At 72.0% G+C, this 26,310-nt stretch carries 21 protein-coding genes, 1 other RNA gene and 1 pseudogene; 13 read left to right on the top strand and 10 right to left on the bottom strand.

The features are described from left to right. Nucleotides 1-33: 33 nt before the first annotated feature. The 5 genes from ACQP09_RS11905 to ACQP09_RS11885 all read right to left on the bottom strand — a co-directional run bounded on the left by ACQP09_RS11905 (nt 34) and on the right by ACQP09_RS11885 (nt 10,160). Nucleotides 34-2,253, bottom strand: a complete 2,220-nt coding sequence (locus ACQP09_RS11905) for a bifunctional glycosyltransferase/CDP-glycerol:glycerophosphate glycerophosphotransferase (RefSeq protein WP_433398274.1) — start codon at nt 2,251-2,253, stop codon at nt 34-36. A 202-nt stretch (nt 2,254-2,455) separates the two neighbouring features. Continuing rightward, nucleotides 2,456-3,334, bottom strand: coding sequence for a carbohydrate ABC transporter permease (locus ACQP09_RS11900; protein ID WP_433398272.1), 879 nt, complete (start codon nt 3,332-3,334; stop codon nt 2,456-2,458). Then, the gene (locus ACQP09_RS11895) at nt 3,331-4,617 is read right to left on the bottom strand and encodes a carbohydrate ABC transporter permease (RefSeq protein WP_433406558.1); all 1,287 of its coding nucleotides are present in this window, start codon (nt 4,615-4,617) and stop codon (nt 3,331-3,333) included. The genes ACQP09_RS11900 and ACQP09_RS11895 overlap by 4 nt, the downstream gene beginning before the upstream one ends. A gap of 91 nt (nt 4,618-4,708) precedes the next feature. Then, nucleotides 4,709-6,070 carry an ABC transporter substrate-binding protein gene (locus ACQP09_RS11890; protein ID WP_433398270.1) on the bottom strand — a complete coding sequence of 454 codons (1,362 nt, stop codon included), beginning with the start codon at nt 6,068-6,070 and terminating at the stop codon, nt 4,709-4,711. A gap of 277 nt (nt 6,071-6,347) precedes the next feature. Next, nucleotides 6,348-10,160 carry an FHA domain-containing protein gene (locus tag ACQP09_RS11885; protein WP_433398268.1) on the bottom strand — a complete coding sequence of 1,271 codons (3,813 nt, stop codon included), beginning with the start codon at nt 10,158-10,160 and terminating at the stop codon, nt 6,348-6,350. 502 nt (nt 10,161-10,662) lie between these two features. Here ACQP09_RS11885 and ACQP09_RS11880 point away from each other — a divergent pair. The 4 genes from ACQP09_RS11880 to ACQP09_RS11865 all read left to right on the top strand — a co-directional run bounded on the left by ACQP09_RS11880 (nt 10,663) and on the right by ACQP09_RS11865 (nt 16,349). Next, nucleotides 10,663-12,351 carry a serine/threonine-protein kinase gene (locus ACQP09_RS11880; RefSeq protein ID WP_433398266.1) on the top strand — a complete coding sequence of 563 codons (1,689 nt, stop codon included), beginning with the start codon at nt 10,663-10,665 and terminating at the stop codon, nt 12,349-12,351. 208 nt (nt 12,352-12,559) lie between these two features. Beyond that, nucleotides 12,560-13,810 (top strand): serine/threonine-protein kinase, encoded by a 1,251-nt coding sequence (locus ACQP09_RS11875; protein ID WP_433398264.1) that lies wholly within the window; start codon nt 12,560-12,562, stop codon nt 13,808-13,810. A 283-nt stretch (nt 13,811-14,093) separates the two neighbouring features. Then, the gene (gene prfB, locus ACQP09_RS11870; protein ID WP_433398262.1) at nt 14,094-15,200 is read left to right on the top strand and encodes a peptide chain release factor 2; all 1,107 of its coding nucleotides are present in this window, start codon (nt 14,094-14,096) and stop codon (nt 15,198-15,200) included. A 351-nt stretch (nt 15,201-15,551) separates the two neighbouring features. Further along, nucleotides 15,552-16,349 carry a hypothetical protein gene (locus tag ACQP09_RS11865; protein ID WP_433398260.1) on the top strand — a complete coding sequence of 266 codons (798 nt, stop codon included), beginning with the start codon at nt 15,552-15,554 and terminating at the stop codon, nt 16,347-16,349. A gap of 250 nt (nt 16,350-16,599) precedes the next feature. Here ACQP09_RS11865 and ACQP09_RS11860 read toward each other — a convergent pair whose 3' ends face one another. Beyond that, nucleotides 16,600-16,800 carry a hypothetical protein gene (locus ACQP09_RS11860; protein WP_432150508.1) on the bottom strand — a complete coding sequence of 67 codons (201 nt, stop codon included), beginning with the start codon at nt 16,798-16,800 and terminating at the stop codon, nt 16,600-16,602. 259 nt (nt 16,801-17,059) lie between these two features. On the opposite strand from ACQP09_RS11860, the gene ftsE reads away from it, so the two are divergent. From ftsE to ssrA, 5 genes are all read left to right on the top strand, one after another. Then, on the top strand, nt 17,060-17,749 hold the full coding sequence (gene ftsE / locus ACQP09_RS11855) for a cell division ATP-binding protein FtsE (RefSeq protein ID WP_015608884.1): 690 nt from the start codon (nt 17,060-17,062) through the stop codon (nt 17,747-17,749). A 56-nt stretch (nt 17,750-17,805) separates the two neighbouring features. After that, nucleotides 17,806-18,726: a permease-like cell division protein FtsX gene (gene ftsX, locus ACQP09_RS11850; RefSeq protein WP_018512317.1), complete on the top strand. Its 921-nt coding sequence runs from the start codon at nt 17,806-17,808 to the stop codon at nt 18,724-18,726. A 68-nt stretch (nt 18,727-18,794) separates the two neighbouring features. After that, on the top strand, nt 18,795-19,982 hold the full coding sequence (locus ACQP09_RS11845; RefSeq protein WP_433398257.1) for a S41 family peptidase: 1,188 nt from the start codon (nt 18,795-18,797) through the stop codon (nt 19,980-19,982). A gap of 18 nt (nt 19,983-20,000) precedes the next feature. Further along, on the top strand, nt 20,001-20,489 hold the full coding sequence (smpB, locus tag ACQP09_RS11840) for an SsrA-binding protein SmpB (RefSeq protein ID WP_200720983.1): 489 nt from the start codon (nt 20,001-20,003) through the stop codon (nt 20,487-20,489). 98 nt (nt 20,490-20,587) lie between these two features. Further along, nucleotides 20,588-20,975: a transfer-messenger RNA gene (gene ssrA, locus ACQP09_RS11835) on the top strand. Between the two features lie 76 nt (nt 20,976-21,051). Here the strand turns inward: ssrA and ACQP09_RS11830 are convergent. From ACQP09_RS11830 to ACQP09_RS11820, 3 genes are all read right to left on the bottom strand, one after another. Beyond that, the gene (locus tag ACQP09_RS11830) at nt 21,052-21,558 is read right to left on the bottom strand and encodes a GNAT family N-acetyltransferase (protein WP_433398255.1); all 507 of its coding nucleotides are present in this window, start codon (nt 21,556-21,558) and stop codon (nt 21,052-21,054) included. A gap of 79 nt (nt 21,559-21,637) precedes the next feature. Beyond that, complete coding sequence (locus tag ACQP09_RS11825) at nt 21,638-21,847, bottom strand: DUF397 domain-containing protein (protein WP_433398253.1); 210 nt, start codon at nt 21,845-21,847, stop codon at nt 21,638-21,640. Then, the gene (locus ACQP09_RS11820; protein WP_433398251.1) at nt 21,844-22,713 is read right to left on the bottom strand and encodes a helix-turn-helix domain-containing protein; all 870 of its coding nucleotides are present in this window, start codon (nt 22,711-22,713) and stop codon (nt 21,844-21,846) included. Before ACQP09_RS11820 ends, ACQP09_RS11825 begins: the two co-directional genes overlap by 4 nt. A gap of 227 nt (nt 22,714-22,940) precedes the next feature. Here ACQP09_RS11820 and ACQP09_RS11815 point away from each other — a divergent pair. From ACQP09_RS11815 to ACQP09_RS11805, 3 genes and pseudogenes are all read left to right on the top strand, one after another. Continuing rightward, a pseudogene (locus tag ACQP09_RS11815) lies at nt 22,941-23,315 on the top strand (ATP-binding protein); the annotation flags it as partial. Between the two features lie 64 nt (nt 23,316-23,379). After that, entirely contained in the window at nt 23,380-23,610 is a 231-nt protein-coding gene (locus ACQP09_RS11810) for a hypothetical protein (RefSeq protein WP_433398249.1), read from the top strand. Between the two features lie 28 nt (nt 23,611-23,638). Further along, nucleotides 23,639-23,851, top strand: a complete 213-nt coding sequence (locus ACQP09_RS11805) for a hypothetical protein (protein ID WP_433398247.1) — start codon at nt 23,639-23,641, stop codon at nt 23,849-23,851. Between the two features lie 61 nt (nt 23,852-23,912). Here the strand turns inward: ACQP09_RS11805 and ACQP09_RS11800 are convergent, their stop codons facing one another. Beyond that, entirely contained in the window at nt 23,913-25,214 is a 1,302-nt protein-coding gene (locus tag ACQP09_RS11800) for an MFS transporter (protein ID WP_433398245.1), read from the bottom strand. A 102-nt stretch (nt 25,215-25,316) separates the two neighbouring features. Between ACQP09_RS11800 and ACQP09_RS11795 the strand changes: the two genes are divergently transcribed. Continuing rightward, nucleotides 25,317-26,288, top strand: a complete 972-nt coding sequence (locus ACQP09_RS11795; protein WP_433398243.1) for a LysR family transcriptional regulator — start codon at nt 25,317-25,319, stop codon at nt 26,286-26,288. Nucleotides 26,289-26,310: the final 22 nt, after the last annotated feature.

Genomic DNA, 26,310 nt, shown 5'->3' with positions numbered 1-26,310 from the left:
CGGGGTGCTTCACGGGCTGCGCCCCGGCCCGGTTCAGCCCCGGGACACCTGCGCGCCCGCCGGGTTCTGCTGCAGCGGGAGAGCGTCCCGGCGGGCCGACGGCGGGACCGGCAGCGGCAGTCCGTCCGTCTCGCCGAGGAAGACCCGCCGCACCACGCGCTCGGCCGCGTGCCCGTCGTCGTACGGACAGAACCGGGCCCGGAACGCCGTCCGCAGCTGCGCCGAGCGTGAGCCCCGCCAGTGGTCCGTGGCGAAGATGTCGAACAGCTCGTCCTGGCCGCGCGCGACGACGCCGGGCGGGAACGCCGTGATGTCGAAGTAGGTTCCCCGGGCCGCCTCGTACGCCTCGATGTCCTCCAGATGCAGGACGACCGGGCGGTCCAGGTTGACGTAGTCGAACATCAGCGACGCGTAGTCCGTGATCAGCGCGTCCGAGGCGAGCGCCAGCGTCTCCGGGCAGGGGTGGCCGGTGACGTCGATGATCCGGGGGTGGGCCGTACGCGGACGACCGCTGCCGGGAGCGCGGTCCAGGATCACGAACTGCGGGCCCAGCACCCGGATCAGCCGCTCCAGGTCCAGGCCGGGCCGCTGGACGCGGCGGTAGTCGCGGTGGGCCGGGGCGTACAGGAGGGCCGTCGCGCCGGCCGGGACGGCGAGCGTCTCGCGGAGGCGGGCCACGTCGTCGGGGCCGGTGCGGTGGTGGACGTCGTTGCGCGGGGAGCCGTATTCGAGCGTCGTGTATCCGGACGGGTAGGCCCGCTCCCGTACGAGGGTGGAGTGCGGGTTGGCGGAGAGCGCGAAGTCCCAGCGGTCGACGTCGCGCAGCAGCTGCTCGAAGTCGGTGGACCGGGCGGCGGCGGGCCGGTCCAGGAGATCGGTGCCGATGGTCCTGAGCGGGGTGCCGCGGTGGGTCTGGAGGAGGAGCTGGCCGCGCCGCTTCACCAGCCGCGGGTCGAAGGCGCCGTCGTTCACGAGGTACGTGGAGCGGGCGAGGGCGCTCCAGTACGCGAAGGAGCCCGGCGCGAGCGTGCGGGTGGCGGGCGGCACGGTGGGGCCGTGGAGCGGACGGCAGATCCACGCGGTCCGCAGGCCCGGGACCAGTTCGCGCGCCTTCGCCTCGATCGCGGCCGGCTCGCCCGCGTACGGCCCGTCGCCGCCGGTGGCGAAGACCGCGTCCCGGGCGCGCAGGGGCAGTTGGCGCTGGAGGCGGTAGTGCGCCCGGAGCGCCGCGCCCCGGACCGCCCGGCGCAGGCCGGCCGTGCTCCGCCGCAGCCCGTCGCCGATCCGCCGGCTCGCGGCCAGGGCCCGGTAGGTGCGGCGCGCGCCGAGCCGGACCAGGCCGTGGCGGAGCCGGGCGCGGCGGGGGACCGGGGCGCCGGGGGTGGCGTGGCGGCGGCAGGAGGCGGTGGCCCGGCGGAAGAAGGCGGCGCGGCTGAGGTGCGGGAGGCGGTCCCGGGAGGCGTACACGGCACAGAAGTGGTCGACCATCCGGCGGAACAACACCGGGCGCCAGAGCGCCAGTTCGGGGCGCGCGTCGAGGAACGCGAAGACCCGGTCGTACTGGTCGAAGATGTCGAAGTGCTTCTCGCTGGTGGTGGAGAGGATGTTGCCGCGCCGCCGCTGCCGGTAGGAGACGCAGACCGCGTCCAGGACCGCGATCGACCCGGCGGACATCAGCACCGGATAGGTCCAGGGGGTGTCCTCGTAGTAGCCGGGCGGGAAGGTGAACCCTTCCGCCTCGACGAACGCACGGCGGTACGCCTTGTTCCAGACGACCATGAGGAGCTGGAGGAGCTCGGGGCGGTCGGCCAGCCGGAAGGAGGCCGGACCGTGTTCCGCGAGCCGGTCCGCGAGGACGTTGCGTACGCTCCGGCCCGACCAGTACGTCCGCGTGTAGTCGTACATCAGGACGTCGGGGTCGCCGGTCGTGCCGAGCCGGTCCGCGATGGTCTGGAGCGCGTCGGGGAGGAGGGTGTCGTCGCCGTCCAGGAAGATCAGGTAGTCGCCGGTGGCCCGCTCCATGCCGGCGTTGCGGGCCGGTCCGAGGCCGGCGTTGCGGGGGAGGTGGAGAGCGGTGAAGCGGGGGTCCCGGCGGGCGTACTCGTCGGCGATCGGGCCGCAGGTGTCCGGGGAGCAGTCGTCGACCACGACGACCTCGAAGTCCTTGAAGGACTGGCTCAGCACGGAATCCAGACACGCGTGCAGATACGCCTGGACCCGGAATGCGGGCACGATGACGGAGAACCGGGGCACTACACATCCATGGGTCGTTCGCGGGAACCAGGTGGCCCGCAAACGTCGGATGGAATGACAGGGTTACGCCGGGCGTGGCATTCGGGCGATGTGCGCGCCGAAACGGCCCGGTTCCGGGGAACCGGGCCGCTCCGGGTTGACGTACGGCTGTGCGTGCCGTCGTACGTGAGGGCGTTGCCCCAGGTGTTGTCTGCCGCAGGTGCTACTTGACCGCACCCGCCATGACGCCGGACACGAACTGCCGCTGGAAGGCGAAGAACACCACCAGCGGGATGATCATCGACACGAAGGCGCCGGGCGCCAGGACGTCGATGTTGTTGCCGAACTGGCGTACCTGCTGCTGGAGCGCCACGGTGATCGGCGGCGAGTCGGAGCCCGCGAAGATCAGCGCCACCAGCATGTCGTTCCACACCCACAGGAACTGGAAGATCCCGAGCGAGGCGATCGCCGGACCGCCGAGCGGCATCACGACCCGGGTGAAGAGACGGATCTCGCCGGCTCCGTCCAGCCGTGCGGCCTCCAGCAGTTCGCGCGGGATCTCCGCGAAGAAGTTCCGCAGCAGGAAGATCGCGAACGGCAGCCCGAAGGCCGTGTGGAAGAGGACGACCCCGAGCGTCGTCTCGAAGATCCCGATGGTGCCGAAGAGTTCGGAGACCGGGATCAGCGCGACCTGTACGGGGACCACCAGCAGGCCGACGACCAGCAGGAACCACCAGTCGCGGCCGGGGAAGTCCATCCACGCGAAGGCGTACCCGGCGAGCGAACCGATCACCACCACCAGGACGGTGGACGGCACGGTGATCATGATGGTGGAGACGAGTGAGCCGGTGATCGTCGAATTGTCCAGCAGGCGCTGGTAGTTGTCGAAGGTCAGCTCGGACGGGGCGGTGAAGATCTTCCACCAGCCGGTGGCGGCGATGTCCTCGGGCCCGCGGAGCGAGGAGAGAAACAGGCCGATGGTCGGCATGATCCAGAACAGGGCGACCAGGATCAGGAAGACCCGCATCACCCCGCCGCCGAGACGCGCGGCGATCCGGGCGCCGAGGGACTGCCTGGCTTTGGATTCCGTCGATGTGCTCATCGCTGCGCCTCCTTCCGCATCCGCCGGATGTTGAACAACATCACCGGCAACACCAGCAGCAGCAGAAGCACCGCGATCGCGCTGCCGATGCCCAGGTCGGCGTCCGTGCCGAACGAGGAGCGGTACAGCTGGAGCGCCAGGACGTTCGCGTCGTCCTGGCTGGAGCCCGGCGCGATGATGAAGACCAGGTCGAAGACCTTCAGTACGTTGATCATCAGCGTCACCAGCACCACCGCCAGGACCGGCGCCAGCATCGGCACCGTGATCCGGCGGAACACCTGCCACTCGTTGGCGCCGTCCACCCGGGCCGCCTCCAGGAGCTCGCGCGGCAGACCGGCCAGCCCGGCGGCGATCAGCACCATCGCGAACCCGGCCCACATCCACACGTAACTCCCGATGATCCCGGGTGTCACGAGCGATGGGCCGAGCCAGTCGACGCCGTTGTAGGGCTCGCGGAAGTTGTCGGCGGGCAGGCGGAGTTGGGCTCCGTCCGCCGACGCGGGCAGCGTGAACACGCCGTCGGCGCCGGCGGTCGCGGTGGCGATCACCTTGCCGTCCTTGACCGCCTCCACCTTGAGGCCCTTCAGGCCCAGCTCCTCCGGGTCGACGACATTCGGCTTTCCGCCGCCGCCCCGGGTGAAGTCCAGCCAGGCCGTACCGGTGATCCGGTCGCCGTCCGTCGCCGGGTCCGCCTGCGCCGGGCGGGCGTCGCCGGGCATCTTGGCCGGGGCCACGCCGACCAGCGGCACCTGGACCGGCTCCCCGGCCCGTACCGGCTGCTTGGAGACGTACGACCCGCCCTCACCCTTCTCCAACGGATGGACCGGCAACGGCTTCGCCTTCGGGAAGCCCGCCGACTCGTTGAACGTGTCGTGCACGCTCACCGCGACGGCGTTGGCCACTCCGCGCTCGGGCGCCTGGTCGTAGACGAGGCGGAAGATGATGCCCGCCGCCAGCATCGAGATCGCCATCGGCATGAAGACGATCAGCTTGAACGCCGTGCCCCAGCGGATCCGTTCGGTCAGCACCGCGAAGATCAGGCCCAGCGCGGTGGCGACGGTCGGCGCGAACACCACCCAGATCGCGTTGTTCTTCACCGCGGTGAGGATCGTGTCGTCGGTGAAGAGCGCCGTGTAGTTGTCGATCCCGGCGAAGCCGGTACCGGCCTGGTCGAAGAACGACCGGTAGACGGAGTAGCCGATCGGATAGACCACCAGCGCGCCGAGCAGCACCAGCGCGGGCAGCAGGAACGCCGCCGCGATGAGGCGGCGGGTCCCGGTCACGCTCCTGTTCTTCGCGGGCTTCGGAAGGTCCGTGTCTGCGGAGGCGGAGGGCGCCGGGCCGGCGCCCTCCGCGTTCGTGGTGGCCACCGCGTCAGCTCTTGTACGCCTTGGCCGCTTCGGACTCCAGCTTCTGCTGGGCCCCCGCGATGTCCTTCGGGTTCTTCAGGAAGTCCTGGAGGATCTTCCACTCGCCCTTCCCGGGCGTCCCGCCGAACGACTGCGGGGCCTGGTCGGACATGTCGAACCGGACGTCGTCACCGGCCGCGACGAGCGCCTCGGCCATCGTGCGCTGCACGTCGTTCGGGTACGCGGCCGTGTCCAGGGACTTGTTCGGCGAGATGAACCCGCCCGCCTCGGCCCAGATCTTCGCCGCGTCCGCCGAGGCCAGCCAGGTCAGCAGCGCCTGCGCGCCCTTGCTGTCCTTCAGCGCCACGGCCGCGTCGCCACCGGTCACCACGGGGGAGTCCGCGCCGACCGCCGGGAACGGGAAGACCTTGGCGTCCGTACCGATCTTCGCCTCGGTCTGCGCGATGTTGATGGAGACGAAGTCGCCCTCGAAGACCATGGCGCCCTTGGGCTGGTCGCCGCCGGTGAACGTCTGGGTCACCGAGGCCGGGAACTCCGTCTGGAGGGCCCCGTCCGCGCCGCCCGCGATCAGCTCCGGCTTGCCGAACAGCTCGGCCAGCGTGGTCAGCGCGTCCTTGACCGAGGGGTCGGTCCACGGGATCTCGTGCTTGGCCAGCTGGTCGTACTTCTCCGGGCCCGCCTGCGAGAGGTAGACGTTCTCGAACCAGTCGGTGAGCGTCCAGCCGTCGGCGCCCGCCACGGAGACCGGGGTGACGCCGGAGGCGGAGATGGTCTCCGCGGTGGTGATGAAGTCCTTCCAGGTCTTCGGCTCGGCCGCGCCCGCGTTGTCGAAGGCCGCCGCGTTGTACCAGATCAGGGACTTGTTGGCGGCCTTGAAGTAGACGCCGTACTGGGTGCCGTCGACCGCGCCGAGGTCCTGCCAGACCTTGGCGTAGTTCTTGGTGAGCTGGGCCTTGGCCTCGTCGCCGACCGGCTTGGCCCACTTCTTGGCCACCGCCTGCTGGATGGCGCCGACCTGCGGGATCATCGCGACGTCCGGGGGCTGGCCGCCGGCGATCTTCGTACCGAGGAAGTTGACGATGGGGTCCTGGGCCGGGACGAAGGTGACCTTCGCGCCCGTACGCTTCTCGAACTCGCCCAGCACCTTGGTGAAGTTCTCCTGCTCGGGTCCGGTCCAGACCGCGGCGACGGAGATGTTCTCGCCGTCCAGCTTCGGCAGGGTGACGGTGGGGGCGCTGTCGGTGCCCTGGTCCGTCCCGCCGCCCGACTTCTTCGGCTCGCCGCCGTCCCCGCAGCCGGTCAGCGCCAGCGCGCCGACCGCCGTGAAGACGAGAGCGGCCCTGCGTATGGAAAGGGTTGTCCGCATTCCTGCCCCGTCTCTTCCGTACGCGCCCGACCTCGCTGTCGTCGCCCGGGCTGCGTCGTCCGTGCGCACAGTCCTACGCCCGGCGCACGGGCCCCGCAATACCGCCGTCCGGCCCAACACGGTGATCGTGATGGCCTCGTGACGTGGCGTCAGCGGATGTGCGCGGATGTGGCGGAATGAGGTGAGGGCCGGGCGGGCAGGGGCAGGAGTGACAGGTCGGGGGTGGGCCTCAAGGGCTGGATCCGTAGCTCGTCAGGTTCACGGCCGCACGCATGGCTCACGTCGGGAACGGGATCAACGGAGGCAGGCGCTCGGCGTTGACCGAGCGGGCCGCGCGTTCCAGGGCGCTGGCGAGCAGGGCCAGGTCCGTCGGCCCGTTGCCCAGCTCGCGGACCGGGCGGCGGGTCGGCGGATCGCCCATCCGCTCCCACTCCAGCGGTACGACGGTGGGCCGCAGGGTCGCCGTACGCGGAATGCGGCCCGTGACCCGGCCGCCCTGGAACGGCGTCACCCGGCCGTCCGGATGGCCCAACCGGCCCCGGCCCGGCGCCGGTTCGTCCGGAGAGGGCGGCAGGACCGGCGCGTCCAGCACGATGCGCAGCCTCGCCCCCCGGGCCAGCTCGGTGTCCTCCGTGCGGTCCGGGCGCGCCGAGGTGGCGACCAGGTGCACCCCGAGCCGGCCGCCGTCCCGGGCCACGGCCTCCAGCGCCCGCACCACGGAACCGGCGGCGGGGCGGCCGGGGCTGCCGAGCCCCGGGGCGACCAGTGCGTCGAAGTCGTCGGCCAGCACGACCAGGCGCGGCAGCGGTGAGGGGCCCGGGTCCGACGCCCGCGGCGCGACCTGGCGCAACCGCAGCGTGCCGCTGGCCGGGGACTCCAGGTCGCCCCGGTGCTCGGCACCGCTCGGCGGACGCTGGCCCACGACCCGCCGGGACTCCTCCTGCTGCTGGGCCGCCTCCGCGTACCGGGCGTGCCAGGCGGCGAAGTCCAGTGGGCCGAGCAGCTCGGCGCGGCGCTTCAGCTCGCCGCCGAGGGCCTGCGCGAACTCCCGCATCCGGACCGGGTCGGAGGCGACGAGGTGGGTGAAGACGTGCGGCAGCTCCGTACAGGGGAGCAGTCCCGGTGCGGAGCTGTCGCGCTCCTCGGGCTTCCCGCCGGCACCGTCGACGAGCAGGATGCCGAGCCGGTCGGGCCGGGCGGAGGAGGCGAGCGAGGCGGCGATGGCTCGCAGCAGTTCGGTACGCCCGCTGCCGGCGGGCCCTTCGATGAGCAGGTGCGGGCCCTCGTCGGCGAGATCGACGCTGAGGGCACCCCGGGGCCCGGCCCCGAGCACGAGCACGGGCCGGCCGGCCTGCGGTGTATGGCCGGACCGCCCTTGGGCCTCGCCGCCTTGCGGGCCGACCCGGTGGGCGGTGCGGGAGGGGTGCGGTGTGCGGCCGGAGTCCCGGTGCTCGGCGGAGGGGTACGGCGTACGGCTGGAGTCGTGGGCTGAAGCGGCCGGGTGCGGCGTACGGCTGGAGTCCCGGCTGTCCGGATACAGGGTGCGGCTGGAGTCCCGGCCGTCGGCCGACGGGTACGGCGTGCGGGCTGAGTCCCGGCCATCGGCTGCCGGGTACGGCGTGCGGGCTGAGTCCCGGCCGTCGCCCGACGGGTACGGCGTACGGCCGGAGTCGTGGGTCGAAGCGCCGGGGTACGGCGTACGCCCCGAGCCCCTTCCCTCGCCGGCCGACGGGTACGGCGTACGTTCCGAGTCCCGGTCGCCCGGTGACGCCGTGCGCTGGGGGCCGACGCGAGGGCCCGCGCTCAAGGTGCGGCCCGAGCCGGGGGTCTCCAGGTCTGTCCGGGGCGGGGGCGCGGCGGCGGCCCGGGGGACCGAGGCGCCCGGTTGGTCCTCCGCCGTGGAGGCCCAGCGGGCCATCAGGGACGCCGGGGTCGCGCGGGCCAGGCCCAGCTCGTCCAGCAGGCGGGCCGAAGGCGGCAGCGCGGCCGTCGTCGGGCGGCCCGCCAGCGCGGCCGAGCCCTCGTCCCGCAGCGGGGCCAGCGCCCGGCCGAACCGCTCGGCCCAGGCCGCCGACACCGCGTCCACCGCCGCCACCGTGCCGTGGCCCGCCGCCTGACCGCCCGCCGTTCGCAGCAGGCGCAACGCCGTCGCCACATCACCGCTCAGCATCGCGACCGCCCCGCACTCGCGGAAGGCGATCGAGGCCCGGCAGGCGGTGTCGTACGTCGCGGCCACCGGCGAGGTCGGCGAGGCCGCCGGGGTCTCGGCCAGGCAGATCAGGTGGATGCCCGCCGCCGCCCCCGCACCGGCCAGCCGGGCCGTCGCCTCGCGCAGCGCCGCCGTACCGGGGTCGCCGTCCACGACGACCACCGTGTGCGGGCCCTTGTGCGCGCGGGCCGCGTCGGCCACCTCCGTACGGTCCAGGTTCGGCCAGCCGGGACCGAGCGGGCCCTCGTCCAGGCGGCGGACCAGCTCGGCCGTCCGGGCGGCCGCCTGCTCACGGTCGTACGCGAGGAGGAGTCGGCAGTCCTGCCCGTGCATCGGGCGCAGATGCGGTAGCCACCCCAGCCAGGACCACTCGCGCCGCCGCTCCTCCAGCGAGCGGGCGCGGTCCGTGGAGATGAGCACGATCTCCAGGTCGAACGGCGAGTGCAGCGCGGCGAGCTGCGCCACCGTGGCGCGGGCCAGCCCCGCCAGCCGCGCGCGCGGCCCGGCCAGACCCAGCGAACCGGCCTCCCGCAGCCCCACCGTCACCGGCACCGACTCCACATCGGCCCGGTCGGTCGTCCCGAGCCGCACCACCAGCGCCTCCGGATGCCCGTCGTGCCGCTCCCACAGCCGGGGCCCCGGGCCCAGCGCGGTCAGCAGCACCGCCGCCGGATCCGGCCAGGTGCCTTCGGGCGCCGACGGCACGGCGGAGAACGGAGAGAGCGGCGAGGTGGGGGAGGCGAGATGCGCGTGCCCGGAGTCGCCGGCCGAACCGTAGGAGCCGACGGAGCCGACGGAGCCGACGGAGCCGACCGAGCCGGAGTCGCCTGGCGAGCCCACCGAACCGACCGAACCGGAGGAGCCGTACGACGATGTGCCCGGGGCCTCCGGATAGTGACCGGACGAGGCGCTCCCGGCCTCCTGCCACGCCTCCCGGCCCGGCCGCTCCGCGCCCGGCGCCTGCTCGCCCCTGCCCCCGCCGCCCTTCAGCCGCCGCGCCCAGGCGCCTATGCCGCCGCGCCGAGGCGCCTCGCCGCCACCGAACGGCTCCCGGCCGCCGTGGGTGCCCCGGTGCGCGGCCGCCTCCGGTCCGCCCTGACCGGGCCCGGGCTCCTGAGCCCCGTAAGCCGCCGGCTCGGGGCGGGACGCGTACGCGGTCGCCGGCCCGTCGCCGTACGCGTGAGCGGTGGCCGCGGAGACGGAGGCCTGACCCGGCGCGTACGCCTCCACCTCGGCGCGGCTCACCCGCAGGTGGCCCTCGCCGTCCGGGGCCGTCGGCAGCTTCACCGTGCGCCCGCCCGCCGTGAGCCGGAGGGCCGATTCGCCGAGCCGCAGCAGGGCGCCGGACGGGAAGGGGACGGGCCGGTCGCGGACCTCCGTACCGTCCAGAGAGGTGCCGTTGGTCGAGCCGAGGTCGGCGACCGCGACCCGGCCGTCCTCGGAGACCGTCACCGCGCAGTGCAGCCGGGACACGTCCGGATCGTCCAGCGGCACATCGGCCTCGGTGGAGCGGCCGATCCGGATCCGGCCGCCGTGCAGCAGGTGGACCCCGCCCGCGTCCGGCCCGGCGACCACATGGAGCTGGGCCGGAACGGTGTCGTCCGTCGCCTCGTCCTCGCCGGGGACCTGGAGCGAGAGCACCGCGCCGTCCACCAGCGGCGGCTCACCGAGGGCGATGCGGTGGGCGTCCAGCCGCTCCCGCCCGGCGAAGAGCACCACCGCCCCGCCGCCCTGGGACCCCTCGGGCCCGGAGACGGCCTGGGCCAGGCCGGAGGCGACCGCGGCCAGCGCCGTCCCGGCGGGGGCGGTGACGAGCACGTCGCAGGCGCGCGCCGGGGTCTGGCCGCTGCGCGGCGCGAGGACGGTCAGCCGGATCTGCATCGCCGTCGGCGGTCCCTTCTGCGCGGGGTGCCCGGCAGGGGAAACGCCCTGTGATTCCCCCCACCCGGCACGGACAGGTCGTCCGTACAGGTCGTCACGGACCTCGGGCTCCCGACCCGTCAGATCCGTCCTTGGAGGCATCCTCGCACCTGCCACTGACAACACGCCCGGCGGTCACCTTTAAATGATCTTGAATGGTCGGCTGTGGGCGCAAAAGTGCCTGCTTGCGTCCTGTTCCCGCCGCCCGGACGCTGGTGGCGAGGGTTACCCGCCGCATTCCGCGCAGGCGTACGGAACTGCTGTTCGAGCATTCGGATGTCCGAGCGTCAACCGCGTGCGGCAACCATCTGTCCGGTGTGCGCGTCTTCCCCCGAAACGCGACTCCCCGGCCTCTTGTCCGGCGGCATTAGAGTGGCCCGGAACATGGGCCGGAGCGTCGGCCCGGAACATCCGGGTGGGCCCGGGGGACCGCAAGCACCACGATCAGCAGGGAGTGCAAGACGTGCGGCCTGTAGGCAGCAAGTACCTCCTGGAGGAGCCGCTCGGACGCGGGGCCACGGGCACCGTCTGGCGAGCCCGCCAGCGGGAGACCGCGGGCGCCGAGGCGGCCGTCGCCGGGCAGCCCGGCGAGACCGTGGCGATCAAGGTCCTCAAGGAGGAGCTGGCCAACGACGCGGACGTCGTGATGCGGTTCCTGCGGGAGCGCTCGGTCCTCCTGAGGCTCACGCACCCGAACATCGTGCGCACCCGCGACCTGGTCGTCGAAGGCGATCTGCTCGCGCTGGTGATGGACCTGATCGACGGTCCCGACCTCCACCGCTACCTCCGCGCCAACGGCCCGCTCACGCCGGTCGCCGCGTCCCTGCTCACCGCGCAGATCGCCGACGCGCTCGCCGCCAGCCACGCCGACGGCGTCGTCCACCGCGACCTCAAGCCGGCCAACGTGCTGCTCGACGAGCGCGACGGCGGTATGACGCCGATGCTCACCGACTTCGGTATCGCGCGGCTCGCGGACTCCCCGGGGCTGACCCGGACGCACGAGTTCGTCGGCACCCCCGCCTATGTGGCACCGGAGTCCGCCGAGGGCCGCCCGCAGACCTCCGCCGTGGACGTCTACGGCGCCGGCATCCTGCTGTACGAGCTGGTCACCGGCCGCCCGCCGTTCGCCGGCGGCACCGCCCTGGAGGTCCTGCACCGCCACCTCAGCGAGGAGCCCCGCCGCCCCTCCACCGTCCCCGAGCCGCTGTGGACGGTCATAGAGCGCTGCCTGAGCAAGAACCCGGACCGCCGGCCCAGCGCCGAGAACCTGGCCCGCGGCCTGCGTACGGTCGCGGCCGGCATCGGCGTCCACGCGAACTCGGCCCAGATCGCCGCCGCCGACGGGGTGGGCGCCCTGCTCGCCCCGGACCCGGCGCCGACGGCCGTCCCGGAGACCCCCGGCGCCGCGGACCCCACGCAGGTGCTGCCGAGCAACGCGGGCTCGTACGACCCCGGCGCGGCCACCAGCGTGCTCCCGCAGACCGGAGGCCCCGGCTCCCACCAGGGCCACGGCAACCAGGGCCACGCCGACCCGACCGCCGTCATGCCGCCCGTACCGCCGCAGCACCCCGACGGGCAGCAGCAGCCGGACGGCCCGCACCCCTGGCAGTCCCAGCTCCAGGCGGCCCGCGACCGCAACGACCAGACGCAGGTGCAGTACCTGGACCCGAGCCAGGACCCGCTGCGCCGCCGCCCGCAGCGCCAGGCGCCCCAGCAGCCTCCGCAGCGCCGGCAGCAGCCGCAGAACCGGCAGCAGCCGCTCCAGCAGCAGTACCCACAGCACCAGCAGCAACAGCAGCACCAGCCTCAGCGCTACCAGGCCCCGCAGCAGCCCCAGCGCCAGCAGTACGCGCCTCAGCCGCAGCAACCTCAGCAGCCCGCCCAGCGCCCGCCGCGCGAACCGCGTCCGCCGAGGCAGCGCAGCGCCAACCCGATGCGCATCCCCGGTCTCGGCTGCCTGAAGGGCTGCCTGTTCACCGTGGTGCTGCTGATCGTCGCCGGCTGGCTCATCTGGGAGCTGACCCCGCTCCAGGACTGGGTCGCCCAGGGCAAGGGCTACTGGGAGGCGATCGGCGACGCGATCAGCACGGTCACCGACTGGATCTCCAAGATCGGCGAGACCACCGGCGGCGGAGGCGCGAGCGGCGCCTGACGCCCGGGGCGGTCCTGAAGGTCGCAGGTGAGCGCCTGACGGCCGCGGGCGAGGGGCTCGACGCTCCCGACTCTGTCCCTTTGTCGACTTCTCCGGGCCGATTCGGCCCGGAGAAGTGCAGGTTGGCGCCATCCCGGGCACGCACCACCCCGAACGCCGCGTAACTTTGTCGACCGGGGGTCCACCGCCAGCCGCTGAGGGAGCAGTCTTGGCACGGAATATCGGCAGCCGGTACACGGCCCACCAGATCCTGGGGCGCGGCAGCGCCGGCACGGTGTGGCTCGGCGACGGGCCCGAGGGGCCGGTCGCCATCAAGCTGCTCCGTGAGGACCTCGCGTCCGACCAGGAGCTCGTGGGCCGCTTCGTACAGGAGCGCACCGCCCTGCTCGGGCTCGACCACCCGCACGTGGTCGCCGTCCGGGACCTCGTGGTGGACGGCAACGACCTGGCCCTGGTCATGAACCTCGTACGCGGTACCGATCTGCGCACCCGCCTGGACCGCGAACGCCGCCTCGCTCCCGAGGCCGCCGTCGCGATCATCGCGGACGTCGCCGACGGCCTGGCCGCCGCGCACAAGGCCGGAGTGGTCCACCGGGACGTCAAGCCGGAGAACATCCTGCTCGACATGGAGGGCCCGCTCGGCCCCGGCGGCGCCCACCCGGCGCTGCTCACCGACTTCGGCGTCGCCAAGCTCATCGACACCCCGCGCCGCGCCAAGGCCACCAAGATCATCGGTACGCCGGACTACCTGGCCCCGGAGATCGTCGAGGGCCTCCCGCCGCGCGCCGCCGTCGACATCTACGCGCTCGCGACCGTGCTGTACGAGCTCCTCGCCGGGTTCACGCCCTTCGGCGGCGGCCACCCCGGCGCGGTCCTGCGCCGCCACGTCACCGAGACCGTCGTCCCGCTCCCCGGCATCCCCGAGGAGCTCTGGCAGCTCCTCGTCCAGTGCCTGGCCAAGGCCCCGGCCTCCCGGCTGCGCGCCTCCGAGCTGGCCGTACGCCTCCGGGACCTCCTCCCGCTCCTCGCCGGCATCCCGCCGCTGGACGTGGACGAGCCCGGCGGCGACGAGGCGGAGCAGCAGCCGGCCGCGTACGACGAGCAGCAGTACACGCCGTCCGCCGAGGAGCCGCGCCGCCGCGGGGCCGTCCCGCTGGTGCCCGGCTCGGCCCCGGACTCCAACCGGGACACCCACACGAGCATGCGCGTCCCGGCCCCGGACGAGCTGGCCGGCGGCCCGCTCGGCACCGCCCGCGCCCCGCGCGCCCCAGGGAAGCCGCGCCCCGGCTCCGCCCGTAACAAGGCGGCCGCCGTCCGCAAGCGCCGCATCACGCTCGGCGCCGCGGCCCTCCTGCTCTGCGGAGCCGTGGCGGTCGGCGGCTGGCTGGCCACCGGTGGCGGCGACGGCGACCCGGCGGGCCCGCAGGACAGCGAGAACTCGGCCCCGGCGACGCCCTAGGGCCTGTCGTCAAACTGCAGCCTGCCGCGCGACGCCTGGCACGCACTCCCCCAAGCTCTCGGCTTCGCTCGAGCAGGGAGGGACCCCCTCCGGCGTTGCCGAAATGGCCAAGTAGCTCCGCTACGAGACCATTCCGGCGCCTTGCGATCGCACGCACCATGCGCCGCGCGGCCGCCCTTCGGGCGACGACGGCAGTTTGACGACAGGCCCTAGGAGCCTCCTTGGAGGACGAGGCTTCCCGGGGGAGGGCAAGCTTCATCCGCCATGCCGTTACGCTGGACCCGTGGCAGTCGTCGATATTTCCGAAGAGCTGAAGTCCCTCTCCTCGACCATGGGGTCGATCGAGGCCGTCCTGGACCTGGATGCGCTGAGGGCGGACATCGCCGCGCTCGAGGAGCAGGCAGCGGCACCGTCCCTCTGGGACGACCCGGACGCGGCCCAGAAGATCACCAGCAAGCTTTCGCACCTCCAGGCCGAGGTCCGCAAGGCCGAGACCCTGCGCGGCCGCATCGACGACCTCGGAGTCCTCTTCGAGCTCGCCGAGGACGAGGGCGACGCCGAGGCGCTCGCCGAGGCCGAGGCCGAGCTGGAGTCGGTGCGCAAGGCGCTGGACGAGATGGAGGTCCGCACCCTCCTGTCCGGCGAGTACGACGCGCGCGAGGCGCTGGTGACCGTCCGCGCCGAGGCCGGTGGCGTGGACGCCGCCGACTTCGCCGAGAAGCTCCAGCGCATGTACCTCCGCTGGGCCGAGCGGCACAACTACAAGACCGAGGTCTACGAGACGGCGTACGCGGAAGAGGCCGGCATCAAGTCGACCACCTTCTCCGTCCAGGTCCCGTACGCCTACGGCACGCTCTCCGTCGAGCAGGGCACGCACCGCCTGGTCCGGATCTCGCCCTTCGACAACCAGGGCCGCCGCCAGACCTCCTTCGCGGGTGTCGAGGTGCTCCCGGTCGTCGAGCAGACCGACCACATCGAGATCGACGAGTCCGAGCTGCGCGTCGACGTGTACCGCTCCTCGGGCCCCGGCGGACAGGGCGTCAACACCACGGACTCCGCGGTCCGTCTGACCCACCTGCCGACCGGCATCGTCGTCTCCTGCCAGAACGAGCGCTCGCAGATCCAGAACAAGGCGTCCGCGATGAACGTCCTCCAGGCCAAGCTCCTCGAGCGCCGCCGTCAGGAGGAGCAGGCCAAGATGAACGCGCTCAAGGGCGACGGCGGCAACTCCTGGGGCAACCAGATGCGTTCGTACGTCCTCCACCCGTACCAGATGGTCAAGGACCTGCGTACGGAGTTCGAGATGGGCAACCCCGAAGCGGTCTTCAACGGCGAGATCGACGGCTTCGTCGAGGCGGGCATCCGCTGGCGCAAGCAGCGCGAGAAGTAGCCTCAGCGGTACGAAGGTTGGGCCCGGACGGGGAACTGTCCGGGCCCTTCTCCGTCGGTGCCCGGCTGCGGCGAGTTGAGGGGGAGCTGTGCCCGATGCGTCACAGTCGTGCTGCCGAATAGTCGTCAAGAGCACCTATAAGGGTGCGTACCGCACACAACGGCCTTGACGGAATCCTTAACTCTGGCAAGGGTGCTGGAGCAGCATGCGTATGTCTGGGACGGGTGCGAACCGGGGGGCTGGCGGGGTGGTCACGACACGACGTGGCCGCACCGAGGCGATTCCCCGCAGGGCCGTGGCCCCGCATATGGCTGCTCCAATGACGAGATCGGCTACTGGGGGTAGCAACAGATGACGAAAAGGACGCGTATTCGCGTCGCGCGGATAGCCGCTGGTGCGGTTATTGCCGCAGGTGCCTCGCTGACCGCTGCGGGTGCGGCGCAGGCGCTGGACTTCGGTGGCGACACCGGTGTCGCCGACGTCCAGATCCAGACGACCGACGGGGAGGACGGTCAGGACGACCCGACCAACCCGGAGGACCCGAACAACCCGGGCGGACCGCTCGACCCGCCGGTGGACCCGCCCGTCGATCCTCCGGTGGACCCGCCGGTGGACCCGCCCGTTGACCCTCCGGTCGACCCCCCGGTTGACCCTCCGGTCGACCCGCCCGTGGACCCGCCGGTCGATCCTCCGGTGGACCCGCCGGTCGACCCTCCGGTTGACCCGCCCGTGGACCCGCCGGTCGACCCCCCGGTTGACCCGCCCGTCGACCCGCCGACGGACCCGGTGGACCCGCCCACCGACCCGACCGACCCGTCGGACCCGAGTGACCCGACCGTTCCGTCGGACCCGACCGTTCCGTCGGACCCGAGCGACCCGTCGGACCCGGCAGACCCGTCTGTCCCGGGCACCGGTGGCGGCGACGACGCCTGCACCGTCGAGTCCGGGGTCGTCGAGTGCGCCGACAACACCGGCCCCAACAGCGTCGGCAACCAGCCGGTCGAGCAGAGCAAGGGCAAGGAAGAGCTCGCCGAGACCGGTGCGGCCGAGACCGGCTTCCTGGTCATCGGTGCCGCGACGATGATCGCGGGCGGCATCGGCTTCCGCATCCTGCCGCGTCTGGTCGGCGGCGGACGCACGGTCGCCTAGGGTCCCGCCAGGACCCGCTGAACACCCCGTACGGGCGCAGCTGAACCCCGTACACGGCTCGGCATGACACACAGAAGGGCCCGGGAGGCCGTACAACGCCTCCCGGGCCCTTCTGCGCGCACCAAAGCGCCAACCGGCTCTCCGGCGGCGTACGCGGACGTTCTGAGGCGCCTCTCAGGGCGCGATGGGCCTCACAGCGGCCTGCGGTCGGCTCACGCTGTCTGGTACCCCACAGCGGCCCCGGGCCGGCTCACGCGGTCTGGTGGGCCAGCAGCGCGAGCGCCGCCAGCAGCACGACCATCAGCGCGATCAGCGTGGCCGGATTCATCCCGGCGAGCGGGCCCTGCCCCTGCTCCTCCAGCATCTGCTGGCGGACCGCACGGCAGACGCGGCAGCGCCCCTCACTGACGGGGGCCGCGCAGTTCGCGCACACCAGTCGGTCATAGGTCATGCGCATTCCTCCTCCCGCGCGGCGGAGCCGCTGACTGCTCTCTCTCCGCACAACGCTCCGGGAAACGCAACCGTTCCCCCCACCACTGTGCCAGCTCCCGCCGGTTTCGGCGCGGCCCGCCGGACAAGGGAGGGTCCGACCCGATGCGTTCCGTACGACGATCCGCCATAAATCACCCATTGCCGGACGCCGCCTGCACGCGTGAGCCCGGTTCGCGTATGGTCACGCTCACCTACTCCCGGCCGACCGTGGTGCATCCGTGATCCGATTCGACAACGTCTCCAAGACCTACCCGAAGCAGACCCGACCGGCTCTGCGCGATGTCTCGCTGGACATCGAGAAGGGTGAGTTCGTCTTCCTGGTGGGCTCCTCCGGCTCCGGCAAGTCGACCTTCATGCGGCTGATCCTGCGCGAGGAGCGCGCCAGCACGGGCATGGTCCATGTGCTCGGCAAGGACCTCGCGCGGCTCTCCAACTGGAAGGTGCCGCAGATGCGCCGCCAGCTGGGGACGGTCTTCCAGGACTTCCGCCTGCTGCCCAACAAGACCGTCGCGCAGAACGTGGCCTTCGCGCAGGAGGTCATCGGCAAGCCGCGCGGTGAGATCCGCAAGGCCGTGCCCCAGGTGCTCGACCTCGTCGGCCTCGGCGGCAAGGAGGAGCGGATGCCCGGCGAGCTCTCCGGTGGTGAGCAGCAGCGCGTGGCGATCGCCCGCGCTTTCGTCAACCGTCCGATGCTGCTGATCGCGGACGAGCCGACCGGCAACCTCGACCCGCAGACCTCCGTCGGCATCATGAAGCTGCTGGACCGGATCAACCGGACCGGCACCACCGTGATCATGGCGACCCACGACCAGAACATCGTCGACCAGATGCGCAAGCGCGTCATCGAGCTCGAATCGGGCCGTCTCGTACGCGACCAGGCACGCGGCGTCTACGGCTACCAGCACTGACCGAGGGGCCCGCGGGCCCCTCGCGCACTTCGAGCATCGAGTACTGAAAGGACGCCATGCGCGCCCAGTTCGTCCTGTCGGAGATCGGCGTCGGTCTCCGTCGCAACCTCACGATGACCTTCGCCGTCGTGGTCTCCGTCGCCCTCTCGCTCGCCCTGTTCGGCGGCGCGCTGCTGATGCGTGAACAGGTCAGCACGATGAAGGACTACTGGTACGACAAGGTCAACGTCTCGATCTTCCTCTGCAACAAGAACGACGCCAAGGACATGCCCAAGTGTGCGAAGGGCGCGGTCACGGCGGAGCAGAAGGCCCAGATCAAGGCCGATCTGGAGAAGATGGAAGCGGTGCAGAAGCCGGTCCACTTCGAGACGGTCGACGAGGCGTACAAGCACTACCAGGAGCAGTTCGGCGACTCCCCGATGGCGGGCAACATCACGCCCGACCAGATGCAGGAGTCGTTCCGCGTCAAGCTCAAGGACCCGCAGAAGTACAAGGTCGTCGCGACGGCCTTCGCGGGACGGGACGGGGTGCAGTCCGTCCAGGACCAGCGGTCCATCCTGGACAACCTCTTCGAGCTGATGAACGGTATGAACGTCGTCGCGATCTACGTGATGATCCTCATGCTCGTCATCGCGCTGATCCTGATCGTCAACACCGTGCGCGTCTCCGCGTTCAGCCGGAGACGTGAAACGGGCATCATGCGCCTGGTCGGGGCCTCCGGCTTCTACATCCAGGCCCCCTTCATCATGGAGGCGGCCGTCGCCGGTCTCATCGGCGGTCTGCTGGCCTGCGCGATGCTGCTCGGCGGCCGGTACTTCCTCATCGACGGCGGTCTCGCGCTCCAGGAGAAGCTGAACCTCATCAACTTCATCGGCTGGGACGCGGTCCTCACCAAGCTCCCGCTGGTGCTCGCGATCGGCCTCCTGATGCCGGCCGTCGCCGCTCTCTTCGCGCTGCGCAAGTATCTGAAGGTATGACATACGCCTCCTGGGGCGCACGGCCGATCACCCGTGCGCCCCAGGAGGCTTGTCCTAGACTCGGCGCCATGTCCGGTTGTTCGCACCGCTTCCGGCCCCGCGGCCTCTGCCGTGGGGTGACCCTGACTTTGGTCTTCGGGTGTGTCCTCGCCACCGGCGCGGCGACCGGTTCGCTGCCCCAGGACCCCGACCCCGTACCCGAACTCCCGGCGCGTACGGTCGCCTCCCGCCACGCCCCGGTCGACCGCGAGGAGATCGAGGACGCGGCGGCGAAGGCGCAGGCCGACGGGAAGTCGGTGAAGGAGGCGGTGGGCGAGGTCGTCAGCCGCAGCGGGGACCGGTGGGGCGCGGTGTACGACGAGCGGGAGTACGAGGAGTTCGAGCAGGCCCTCGACGGCTCGTACCTCGGCGTCGGCCTCTCCGCCCGCCGCACCGCGGACGGCGGCGTCGCCGTCTCCCGGGTCCAGCCCGGCGGTCCCGCCGACCGGGCCGGCATCCGCGCGGGCGACCTGCTCCGCACGGTCGACGGCCGCCGCGTCGACAAGCGCCCGGTCCCGGAGGTCGTCGCCTTACTCCGCGGTGACGGTACGGGAGCCGGGGAAGGCACCCGCGTCGTCCTCGGTCTCGTACGCGACGGAGAACCCACCACGCAGACCCTGAAGCGGGCCCGGCTGACCCCTGAGGCTGTCACCGTGAGCCGTCTGGGCACCGGCCGCTCCTCGGCGCTCCTCGTCAAGGTCGCCGCCTTCACCAAGGGCGCCGGACAGGACGTACGGGACGCGGTCCGCGAGGCCCCCGAGGACGCCGGGATACTCCTGGACCTCCGTGCCAACTCCGGAGGCCTGGTCACCGAGGCCGTCACCGCCGCCTCCGCCTTCCTGGACGGCGGCCTGGTCGCCACGTACGACGTGCGCGGCGAGGAGCAGGCCCTGTACGCCGACCCGGGCGGCGACACCGAGCGGCCCGTGGTGGTCCTGGTCGACGGCGGCACGATGAGCGCGGCCGAGCTGCTGACCGGCGCGCTCCAGGACCGAGGCCGCGCGGTCACCGTCGGCTCGCGCACCTTCGGCAAGGGCTCGGTCCAGATGCCCAGCGAGCTCCCGGGCGGTTCGGTGGCCGAGCTGACCGTCGGCCACTACCGCACCCCGGCCGGCCGCAGCGTCGAGGGCACGGGCATCACACCCGACCTGGTGGCGGGGGATCGGGCCCAGCAGCGGGCCGAGACGGTATTGAGTGGCCTCGGGGGTGGGTCGTAGTGCGAAAATGACCGCACTATGGCTAAGGAAAAAGACACCGGGCGCAAGATGATCGCGCAGAACAAGAAGGCGCGGCACGACTACAGCATCCTCGACACCTACGAGTGCGGCCTCGTCCTCATGGGCACCGAGGTGAAGTCCCTGCGCATGGGCCGGGCCTCCCTGGTCGACGGGTTCGTCCAGATCGACGACCACGAGGCGTGGCTGCACAACATCCACGTCCCCGAGTACGTCCAGGGGACCTGGACCAACCACGCGGCCAAGCGCAAGCGCAAGCTGCTCCTCCACCGGGCCGAGATCGACAAGCTGGAGTCCAAGTCCCAGGAGACCGGCCACACGATCGTGCCGCTCGCCCTGTACTTCAAGGACGGCCGGGTGAAGGTCGAGATCGCGCTCGCCAAGGGCAAGAAGGAGTACGACAAGCGCCAGACCCTCCGGGAGAAGCAGGACACGAGGGAGACGAACCGCGCCATCTCGGCGGCCCGCCGGCGCCAGCGCAGCGCCTAGGAGCCCCCTCCGGAGGAATACGCTGGCATCGTCCCGCGTTGGTCACGTACGATGGGCCGTGCACCTCAGCGCAGGTGCGCGTTTTGAAAAATCAACATGGGGATGATCGGTTTCGACAGCGGATGTCGAAGCAGGGGAAGCGAGTCGAGGAAGCGGCAATGATCTCGTAAACCATATGTCGCAAACAATAATCGCCAATTCCAAGCGCGATTCCTCCGCCTTCGCCCTCGCTGCCTAATTAGCAGCTAAGCGAAGACTCTGCGGAGTGTCAGCCCGGGGGTGATCCCGACCCGGATCCTGGCATCAACTAGGGATCTAAACTTCTAGGCCCGGCCACGGGGCCTGGAAGGAAATCAAACAGTGGCTGGGCCTGTCGGAGGCTTGTTCGCGTGACCTCCGGGGCCAAGAAAAGCGTAGCGAACTGCACTCGGAGAAGCCCTGGTTCCGCACCGTTGGACGCGGGTTCGATTCCCGCCATCTCCACCACCCCATGTAAACCTCTGCCCCGCGAGTTCGCTCGCGGGGCAGAGGTTTTTTTCATGGCGTTTTTCCATGGCGCTCTTCAGATCAGCGAGCGGGTGAGCCAGGCCAGTTCCTTGGCGCCTTCCATGGAAACGCGGTCCCGCTCGAACCCGAGCTTCTCCAGGACGCGGAGCGACGGCGTGTTCCAGGTGCCGACGGTGGACCAGAGTCGCTTCCGCCCGGTCGCGCCTGCGGCGCCGACCACCGCGCGGGCCGCCTCGGTGGCATAGCCGCGCCCGTGCGCGTGCCGGAACAGCTCGTACGCGATCTCGGGCTCCTCCAGGGTGGAGCGGCCGATGATCAGACCGCAGTAGCCGATGAAGTCGCCCTCTTCACGGCGCTGGATGGGCAGCAGGGCGATTCCCGTGGTCTCGGTCGCGGCGAGCAGTTCCGCGATGCCCTTGCGGCCGCGTTCGACCGTGTACGTCTCGCCGTCGCCGCGTTCGGAGAGGAGGGCGCTGAACCCGGCCGCGTCCGACTCCGCCCACGGCCGCAGTATCAGCCGCTCGGTCTCCAGGTGGTACGCCATGGTCTCGTAGCTCGACATGCCCCCACCCTGCCCCATGACGAGGCCGGGCCGCAGCGGTCATCCCGTGCGGCCCGGCCCCGTACTGGTGTTGTGCCCGTCAGCTCCCGTACACGTCGCTCTTCACGCCGTCGGTGAAGGCGGTCCACTGCGCGGCGGCGAAGTGGAGGCGGGGGCCGTGCTGGTTCTTGCTGTCGCGGACTGCTCGGCCGCCGTCGGAGAGGGGGGCCACCTCCACGCAGTTGTCCTGCTGGCCGCTGGCGGTGGCCTTGACGAACGGGCCGACGACGGTGGGGGTGGCGCTGGTCATGATGGGTTCCTCTTGTCTCGTTCTCGGCGCATCAGGTCCATGATGTCGGTGATGCGCGTCAGTGAATCTGCCGGGCTCAGTGCGCTGGCCCGGAGGTTGTCGAACGCGTCGGAGAACGCGTTGAGCTGTCCGGACTGGTCCATGAACAGCGTCCCGGTCAGGTTTGCCACGCAGGCGATGCTGGGGTCCGCCGGGAAGTCGAAGAGTACGAAGGGGCTTTGAACGCCCGCGTGCGCGCCCGCCTCGAACGGCAGCACCTGCAACGTGATGTTGCTCCGCTCCGTGAGGCGCACCAAGTGGTTGAGCTGGTCCAGCATCACCGCGTAGCCGCCGACCACCTGGCGCAGCGCGCCCTCGGTCACGATCGCCCAGATCTTCGGCGGCTGTTCGGCGTCCAGGATGGACTGGCGCTCCATCCGCACGGTGATCAGCGAGTCCACATGGCCGGGCGGCAGCACCGCAGGGCCCGCCGTGATGATGTGGCGCGTGTACTCCGGCGTCTGCATCAGACCCGGCACGATCATGCCCTCGAACGTCCGGATGCCGGCCGCCGAGCCCTCCAGCGCGATGAAGTCGCGGTACTCGCGCGGCAGCGCGTCCTCGTAAGCGATCCACCAGCCACGGGACTTGGCGTCCTTCGCCGCCTCCAGGAAAGCGGTGACCTGCTTCTGGTCCGTGACGTTGTAGAGCGCGAGCAGGGCCTTCAGGTCGGTGCGGGAGACGCGGACGTCGCCGCTCTCTATGCGGCTCATCTTCGACTGGGAGAAGCCGAGTTCGGCGCCGACCGCCTCGGCCGTCAGGCTGGCCTTGCGGCGCAGTTGCCGCAGGTCCGAACCCAGGCGGCGGCTCCTGATCGTCTGGCCCATCGTGCTCCTCGTGAGGTGTCGGTGCTCAGTTTGCCCGCTGGTCAGGCCCGGGCGCCAGCAAGTAGATATGCATACATGCGAAAGGGTAGTTGCAGATCGAGAGTATGCAGCGCTACGGTGTTCCTGTCGGTCACGCAACGTCATTCCATGATGGCGAAGCGTGGCAACGCCCGTGGTGGGGTCGGCGATTTCGCCTGTCCGCACCGCATGCCGAGAGGTGAACTCTGGTGTCCAGCGAAGAGCCGACCTTTACCTTTCCCGCCGCCGAGGGGTCCGTCCCGGCGGCTAGAAAATCTGTACGCGGGGTGATGGCGGACTGGGGGATCGAGGGCGAGCTCTCGGAGGCCGCCGAGCTCCTCGTCAGCGAACTCGTCACCAACGCCGTTCTGCACGCCACCGGCAGCACTTTCTGCCGCGTGACCTGTACGCGGTCCTCAACCACCTTCACCGTGACCGTCGTTGACCGGGGAGGCGGCCTGCCGGCCGTCCGGCGCGGCGATCTGCACGCCACCTCGGGCCGGGGGCTGCTCCTGGTGGAGAGCCTCGCCGACGACTGGGGCGTACGCGCTCTGCCGTACGGCAAGGCCACCTACTTCGTCCTTTCCGTGCCGCAGCCGCCCCCCGGCGTGCCGGCCGCCGGAGGGCCCCGCGCTCTGGAGGAGCCGCGTGACAGACAGGTACGGACCGGGGCCGGGTACGACCCCGGGGCTCCGGGTGTCGTTGATCCGGGGGGAGCCGGCCGCGTACGTCCTGCTCTTCGGCCCGCACGGGGAGCGGCGCGAGGCGCTCACCACCGCTCAGCTCATGTCGCTCGTCGTGGACGCCGCCCGGGAGCTGGGGTTCGTGCTCTCGGCGCCGCCGCGCGGCTCGTCGCGGGTCAACTCGCCGCCCACGTAACCCTCTTACCGTCGAAAGGCTGATCCCCGTGCAGCATCACCGACCGCAGTACGCCGATGCCCTCGTGGAGGGCAGCCAGGCCGCCCACGACCTCGCCGACGCGCTGAAACTGGCGGGCTTCTCCCTGCCGTCCCTCTGCGGCGACCTCCCCACCATCACCGACAAGGCGCTCGTCCACCTCGGTGGCGCCTCCGCCGAACTCGTACGCGAGTTGGCCGCGTGGATCCGGGAGCGGGCCTGAGGCGCACCCGAATCGCGCCCGGTTCACCGCCCCCGGTCGCGCCCGGTTCATCGCCCCCTGGTCACGCCCGGTTCGCGCCCCGCCGCCACCCGTACGTCCCCGCGGCCGCGACGGCCAGGGCCAGGGCCGCCGCCCCCATCGGGGCCGCGTAGCCGGCGGCCGTGCCCGCGTGTTCCACCAGCCAGCCGCCCGTCGCCGCCCCGGCCGCCACTCCGCCCAGCAGCGCGGTGACGGAGAGCGTCATGCCCTCGTTCAACTGGCCCGGCAGCGTGGCACGTTGGACCAGCGTCATGCCGGTGACCATGGTGGGCGCCGTCGCCGCGCCCGCCAGCAGCAGGCAGAGCGCCAAGACCGGGAGCGAGGCGGTCGAGGTGGCGGCGAGCAGTGGCAGGGACATCAGTGCGGTCATGGCGGCCAGGCAGAGCAGCAGCCTGCCGTGGACGTTCCGGGCGGGCCGCAGCGAGCCGTAGACCAGACCGGCCGCACCGGACCCCGCCGCCTGGAGCGCCAGGATCGCGCCTCCGGCGTGCGCGATCGACACCACCTCCAGCGCCCCGAACACCGCTCCCGTGGCGAGGAAGACCGCCAGCAGCGCGGGCATGCCGGGCGCACGGAGTGGGGAGACGGCCGTACGCGTACGGGGAGTCGGCGGCGGTTCCGTCGCGCGCTGGGCCGCGAAGATCAGGACGCCGGTCAGCAGCAGGAACGCGCCCACCAGCGTGCCCGCCTCCGGGAACAGCGCCCCGCAGAGCGTCGCCGCGAGCACCGGGCCGAGCATGAAGCAGAGTTCGTCGGCGGACTGCTCGAAGGAGTTCGCGGTGTGCAGGGCCGCCGGGTCGCCCCGGTGGAGGTGCGCCCAGCGGGCCCGGGACATCCCGCCGGTGTTGGGCGTGGTCGCGGTGGCGGCGTACGCGGCGAAGAGCGTCCAGGCCGGTGCCTCGTACCGTACGCAGAGCACCAGCGCGAGCGATCCCAGCACGGCGAGCACGGTCGCGGGCACGGCGATCCTGGCCTGGCCGTAGCGGTCCACCAGCCGGGCCGTGAAGGGTGCGACGAGAGCCGTCGCGGCGAGGCCGGTCGCGGTGACGGCTCCGGCGAGCGCGTACGAGTCCCGGGACCCGGCGATCATGATGATCGCGCTGACACCGAGCATCCCCATCGGGAGCCGCGCGATCAGGTTGCCCGCCGTGAAGGCGCGCGCGCCGGGGGTGGCGAGCAGCCGGAGGTAGGGGTTGGTGGACGGCGGCCGTCGTGCGGCCCGGGGCGCCGTGCGCGGGGCCGCCACCAGTTGGCTCCCGGCGACCGTCAGCAGCGGGGCGGACGTCGTACGGGCAGGGGGAGCGGGGGCGGGTGATCTCGGCATGGGGCCAGCCTCGCCGCGCTCCGCCTCCCCGGTCCAACACCTTCTCGCGGCCCATTCACGCACCCCTGTTGTGAATGGCCCGCCACGTTGTAGATTCGCCGCGTGCCCGCCCCCGACACCGCCCCCCGTCTCCTGCGCGCCTTCCTCGCCGTCGCAGAGGAGCTGCACTTCACCCGGGCCGCCGCTCGCCTCTTCGTCGCGCAGCAGGCGCTCAGCCGGGACATCCGGCGGCTGGAGCGCGAGCTCGGCGCGGAGCTGTTCGTCCGCACCACCCGGCAGGTGACGCTCACGCCCGACGGTGAGCGCCTGCTGCCGTACGCGCGCCGCGTGCTCGACGCCCACGCCGGGCTCGCCGCGGCCTTCGGCGGCGGGTCCGCCCGGCCGCTGCTGGTCGACCTGAACACGGACGGGATGACCGCCGCCCGGGTGCTGGCGCGGGCCCGGGAGATCGCCCCGGAGTGCGAGCTGATGGCCCGGTTCGAGTCCGGGCTGACCTGGGCCGCCTCCGAGATCCTGGCGGGCCGGCTCGACGTCTCCTTCGGTCGGGCCGCCGGGCTCGCTCCGGCGGTGCGGACCGGTCTCTCCGTACAGCCCGTGCGGTACGAGCCGATGGCGCTGATGCTGCCCGCCGCGCACCCGCTCGCCGGGCGCGCGGCCATTCCGCTCGCCGAGCTGTCCGGGACGACCGTCTACGCGGGTGCGGGCAACGAGCGGACGCGGGAGTGGACGGAGCTCGCGGCGCTGCTCTTCGCCGCGTGGGGGATCGCGATGGCCCCGCCCGTGCCGCTCGCGGTGGGGGTGGCCGAATTCCAGCGGGTCATGGCGAAGGGCGGCCACCCGGTCCTGGCCGTGGTGGACTTCCCGCCGCTGCCGGGAACCGTGGTGCGTCCGCTCGTCGATCCCGTTCCGCTGTCGCCGCTGGCGCTGGTCCGGCGCAAGGGCCTGGACCATCCCGGTGTGGACGCGCTGCGTACCGCTGTCGGCCAGTTGGCCGCGGCGAACCGGTGGCTCGAACGGCCCCCCGGCAGCTGGCTGCCGGAGGGCGACCTGGCGCTGATGCGGAACCCTTCCTGACCGAGGCCCACCTCACCGGGCC

The sequence above is a fragment of the Streptomyces sp. CA-146814 genome, from assembly GCF_050942385.1.
In the GTDB taxonomy this organism is placed as follows: Bacteria; Actinomycetota; Actinomycetes; order Streptomycetales; family Streptomycetaceae; genus Streptomyces.
This window is presented reverse-complemented; position numbering and strand designations above follow the sequence as displayed.

Bases quoted from the DNA above. Each gene is read 5' to 3' on its own strand.
- ACQP09_RS11900 (WP_433398272.1), bottom strand. From the start codon at position 3,334: ATGAGCACATCGACGGAATCCAAAGCCAGGCAGTCCCTCGGCGCCCGG.
- ACQP09_RS11890 (WP_433398270.1), bottom strand. From the start codon at position 6,070: ATGCGGACAACCCTTTCCATACGCAGGGCCGCTCTCGTCTTCACGGCG.
- ACQP09_RS11885 (WP_433398268.1), bottom strand. From the start codon at position 10,160: ATGCAGATCCGGCTGACCGTCCTCGCGCCGCGCAGCGGCCAGACCCCG.
- ACQP09_RS11865 (WP_433398260.1), top strand. From the start codon at position 15,552: ATGACGAAAAGGACGCGTATTCGCGTCGCGCGGATAGCCGCTGGTGCG.
- ACQP09_RS11860 (WP_432150508.1), bottom strand. From the start codon at position 16,800: ATGACCTATGACCGACTGGTGTGCGCGAACTGCGCGGCCCCCGTCAGT.
- ftsX (WP_018512317.1), top strand. From the start codon at position 17,806: ATGCGCGCCCAGTTCGTCCTGTCGGAGATCGGCGTCGGTCTCCGTCGC.
- ACQP09_RS11845 (WP_433398257.1), top strand. From the start codon at position 18,795: ATGTCCGGTTGTTCGCACCGCTTCCGGCCCCGCGGCCTCTGCCGTGGG.
- smpB (WP_200720983.1), top strand. From the start codon at position 20,001: ATGGCTAAGGAAAAAGACACCGGGCGCAAGATGATCGCGCAGAACAAG.
- ACQP09_RS11830 (WP_433398255.1), bottom strand. From the start codon at position 21,558: ATGTCGAGCTACGAGACCATGGCGTACCACCTGGAGACCGAGCGGCTG.
- ACQP09_RS11825 (WP_433398253.1), bottom strand. From the start codon at position 21,847: ATGACCAGCGCCACCCCCACCGTCGTCGGCCCGTTCGTCAAGGCCACC.
- ACQP09_RS11820 (WP_433398251.1), bottom strand. From the start codon at position 22,713: ATGGGCCAGACGATCAGGAGCCGCCGCCTGGGTTCGGACCTGCGGCAA.
- ACQP09_RS11800 (WP_433398245.1), bottom strand. From the start codon at position 25,214: ATGCCGAGATCACCCGCCCCCGCTCCCCCTGCCCGTACGACGTCCGCC.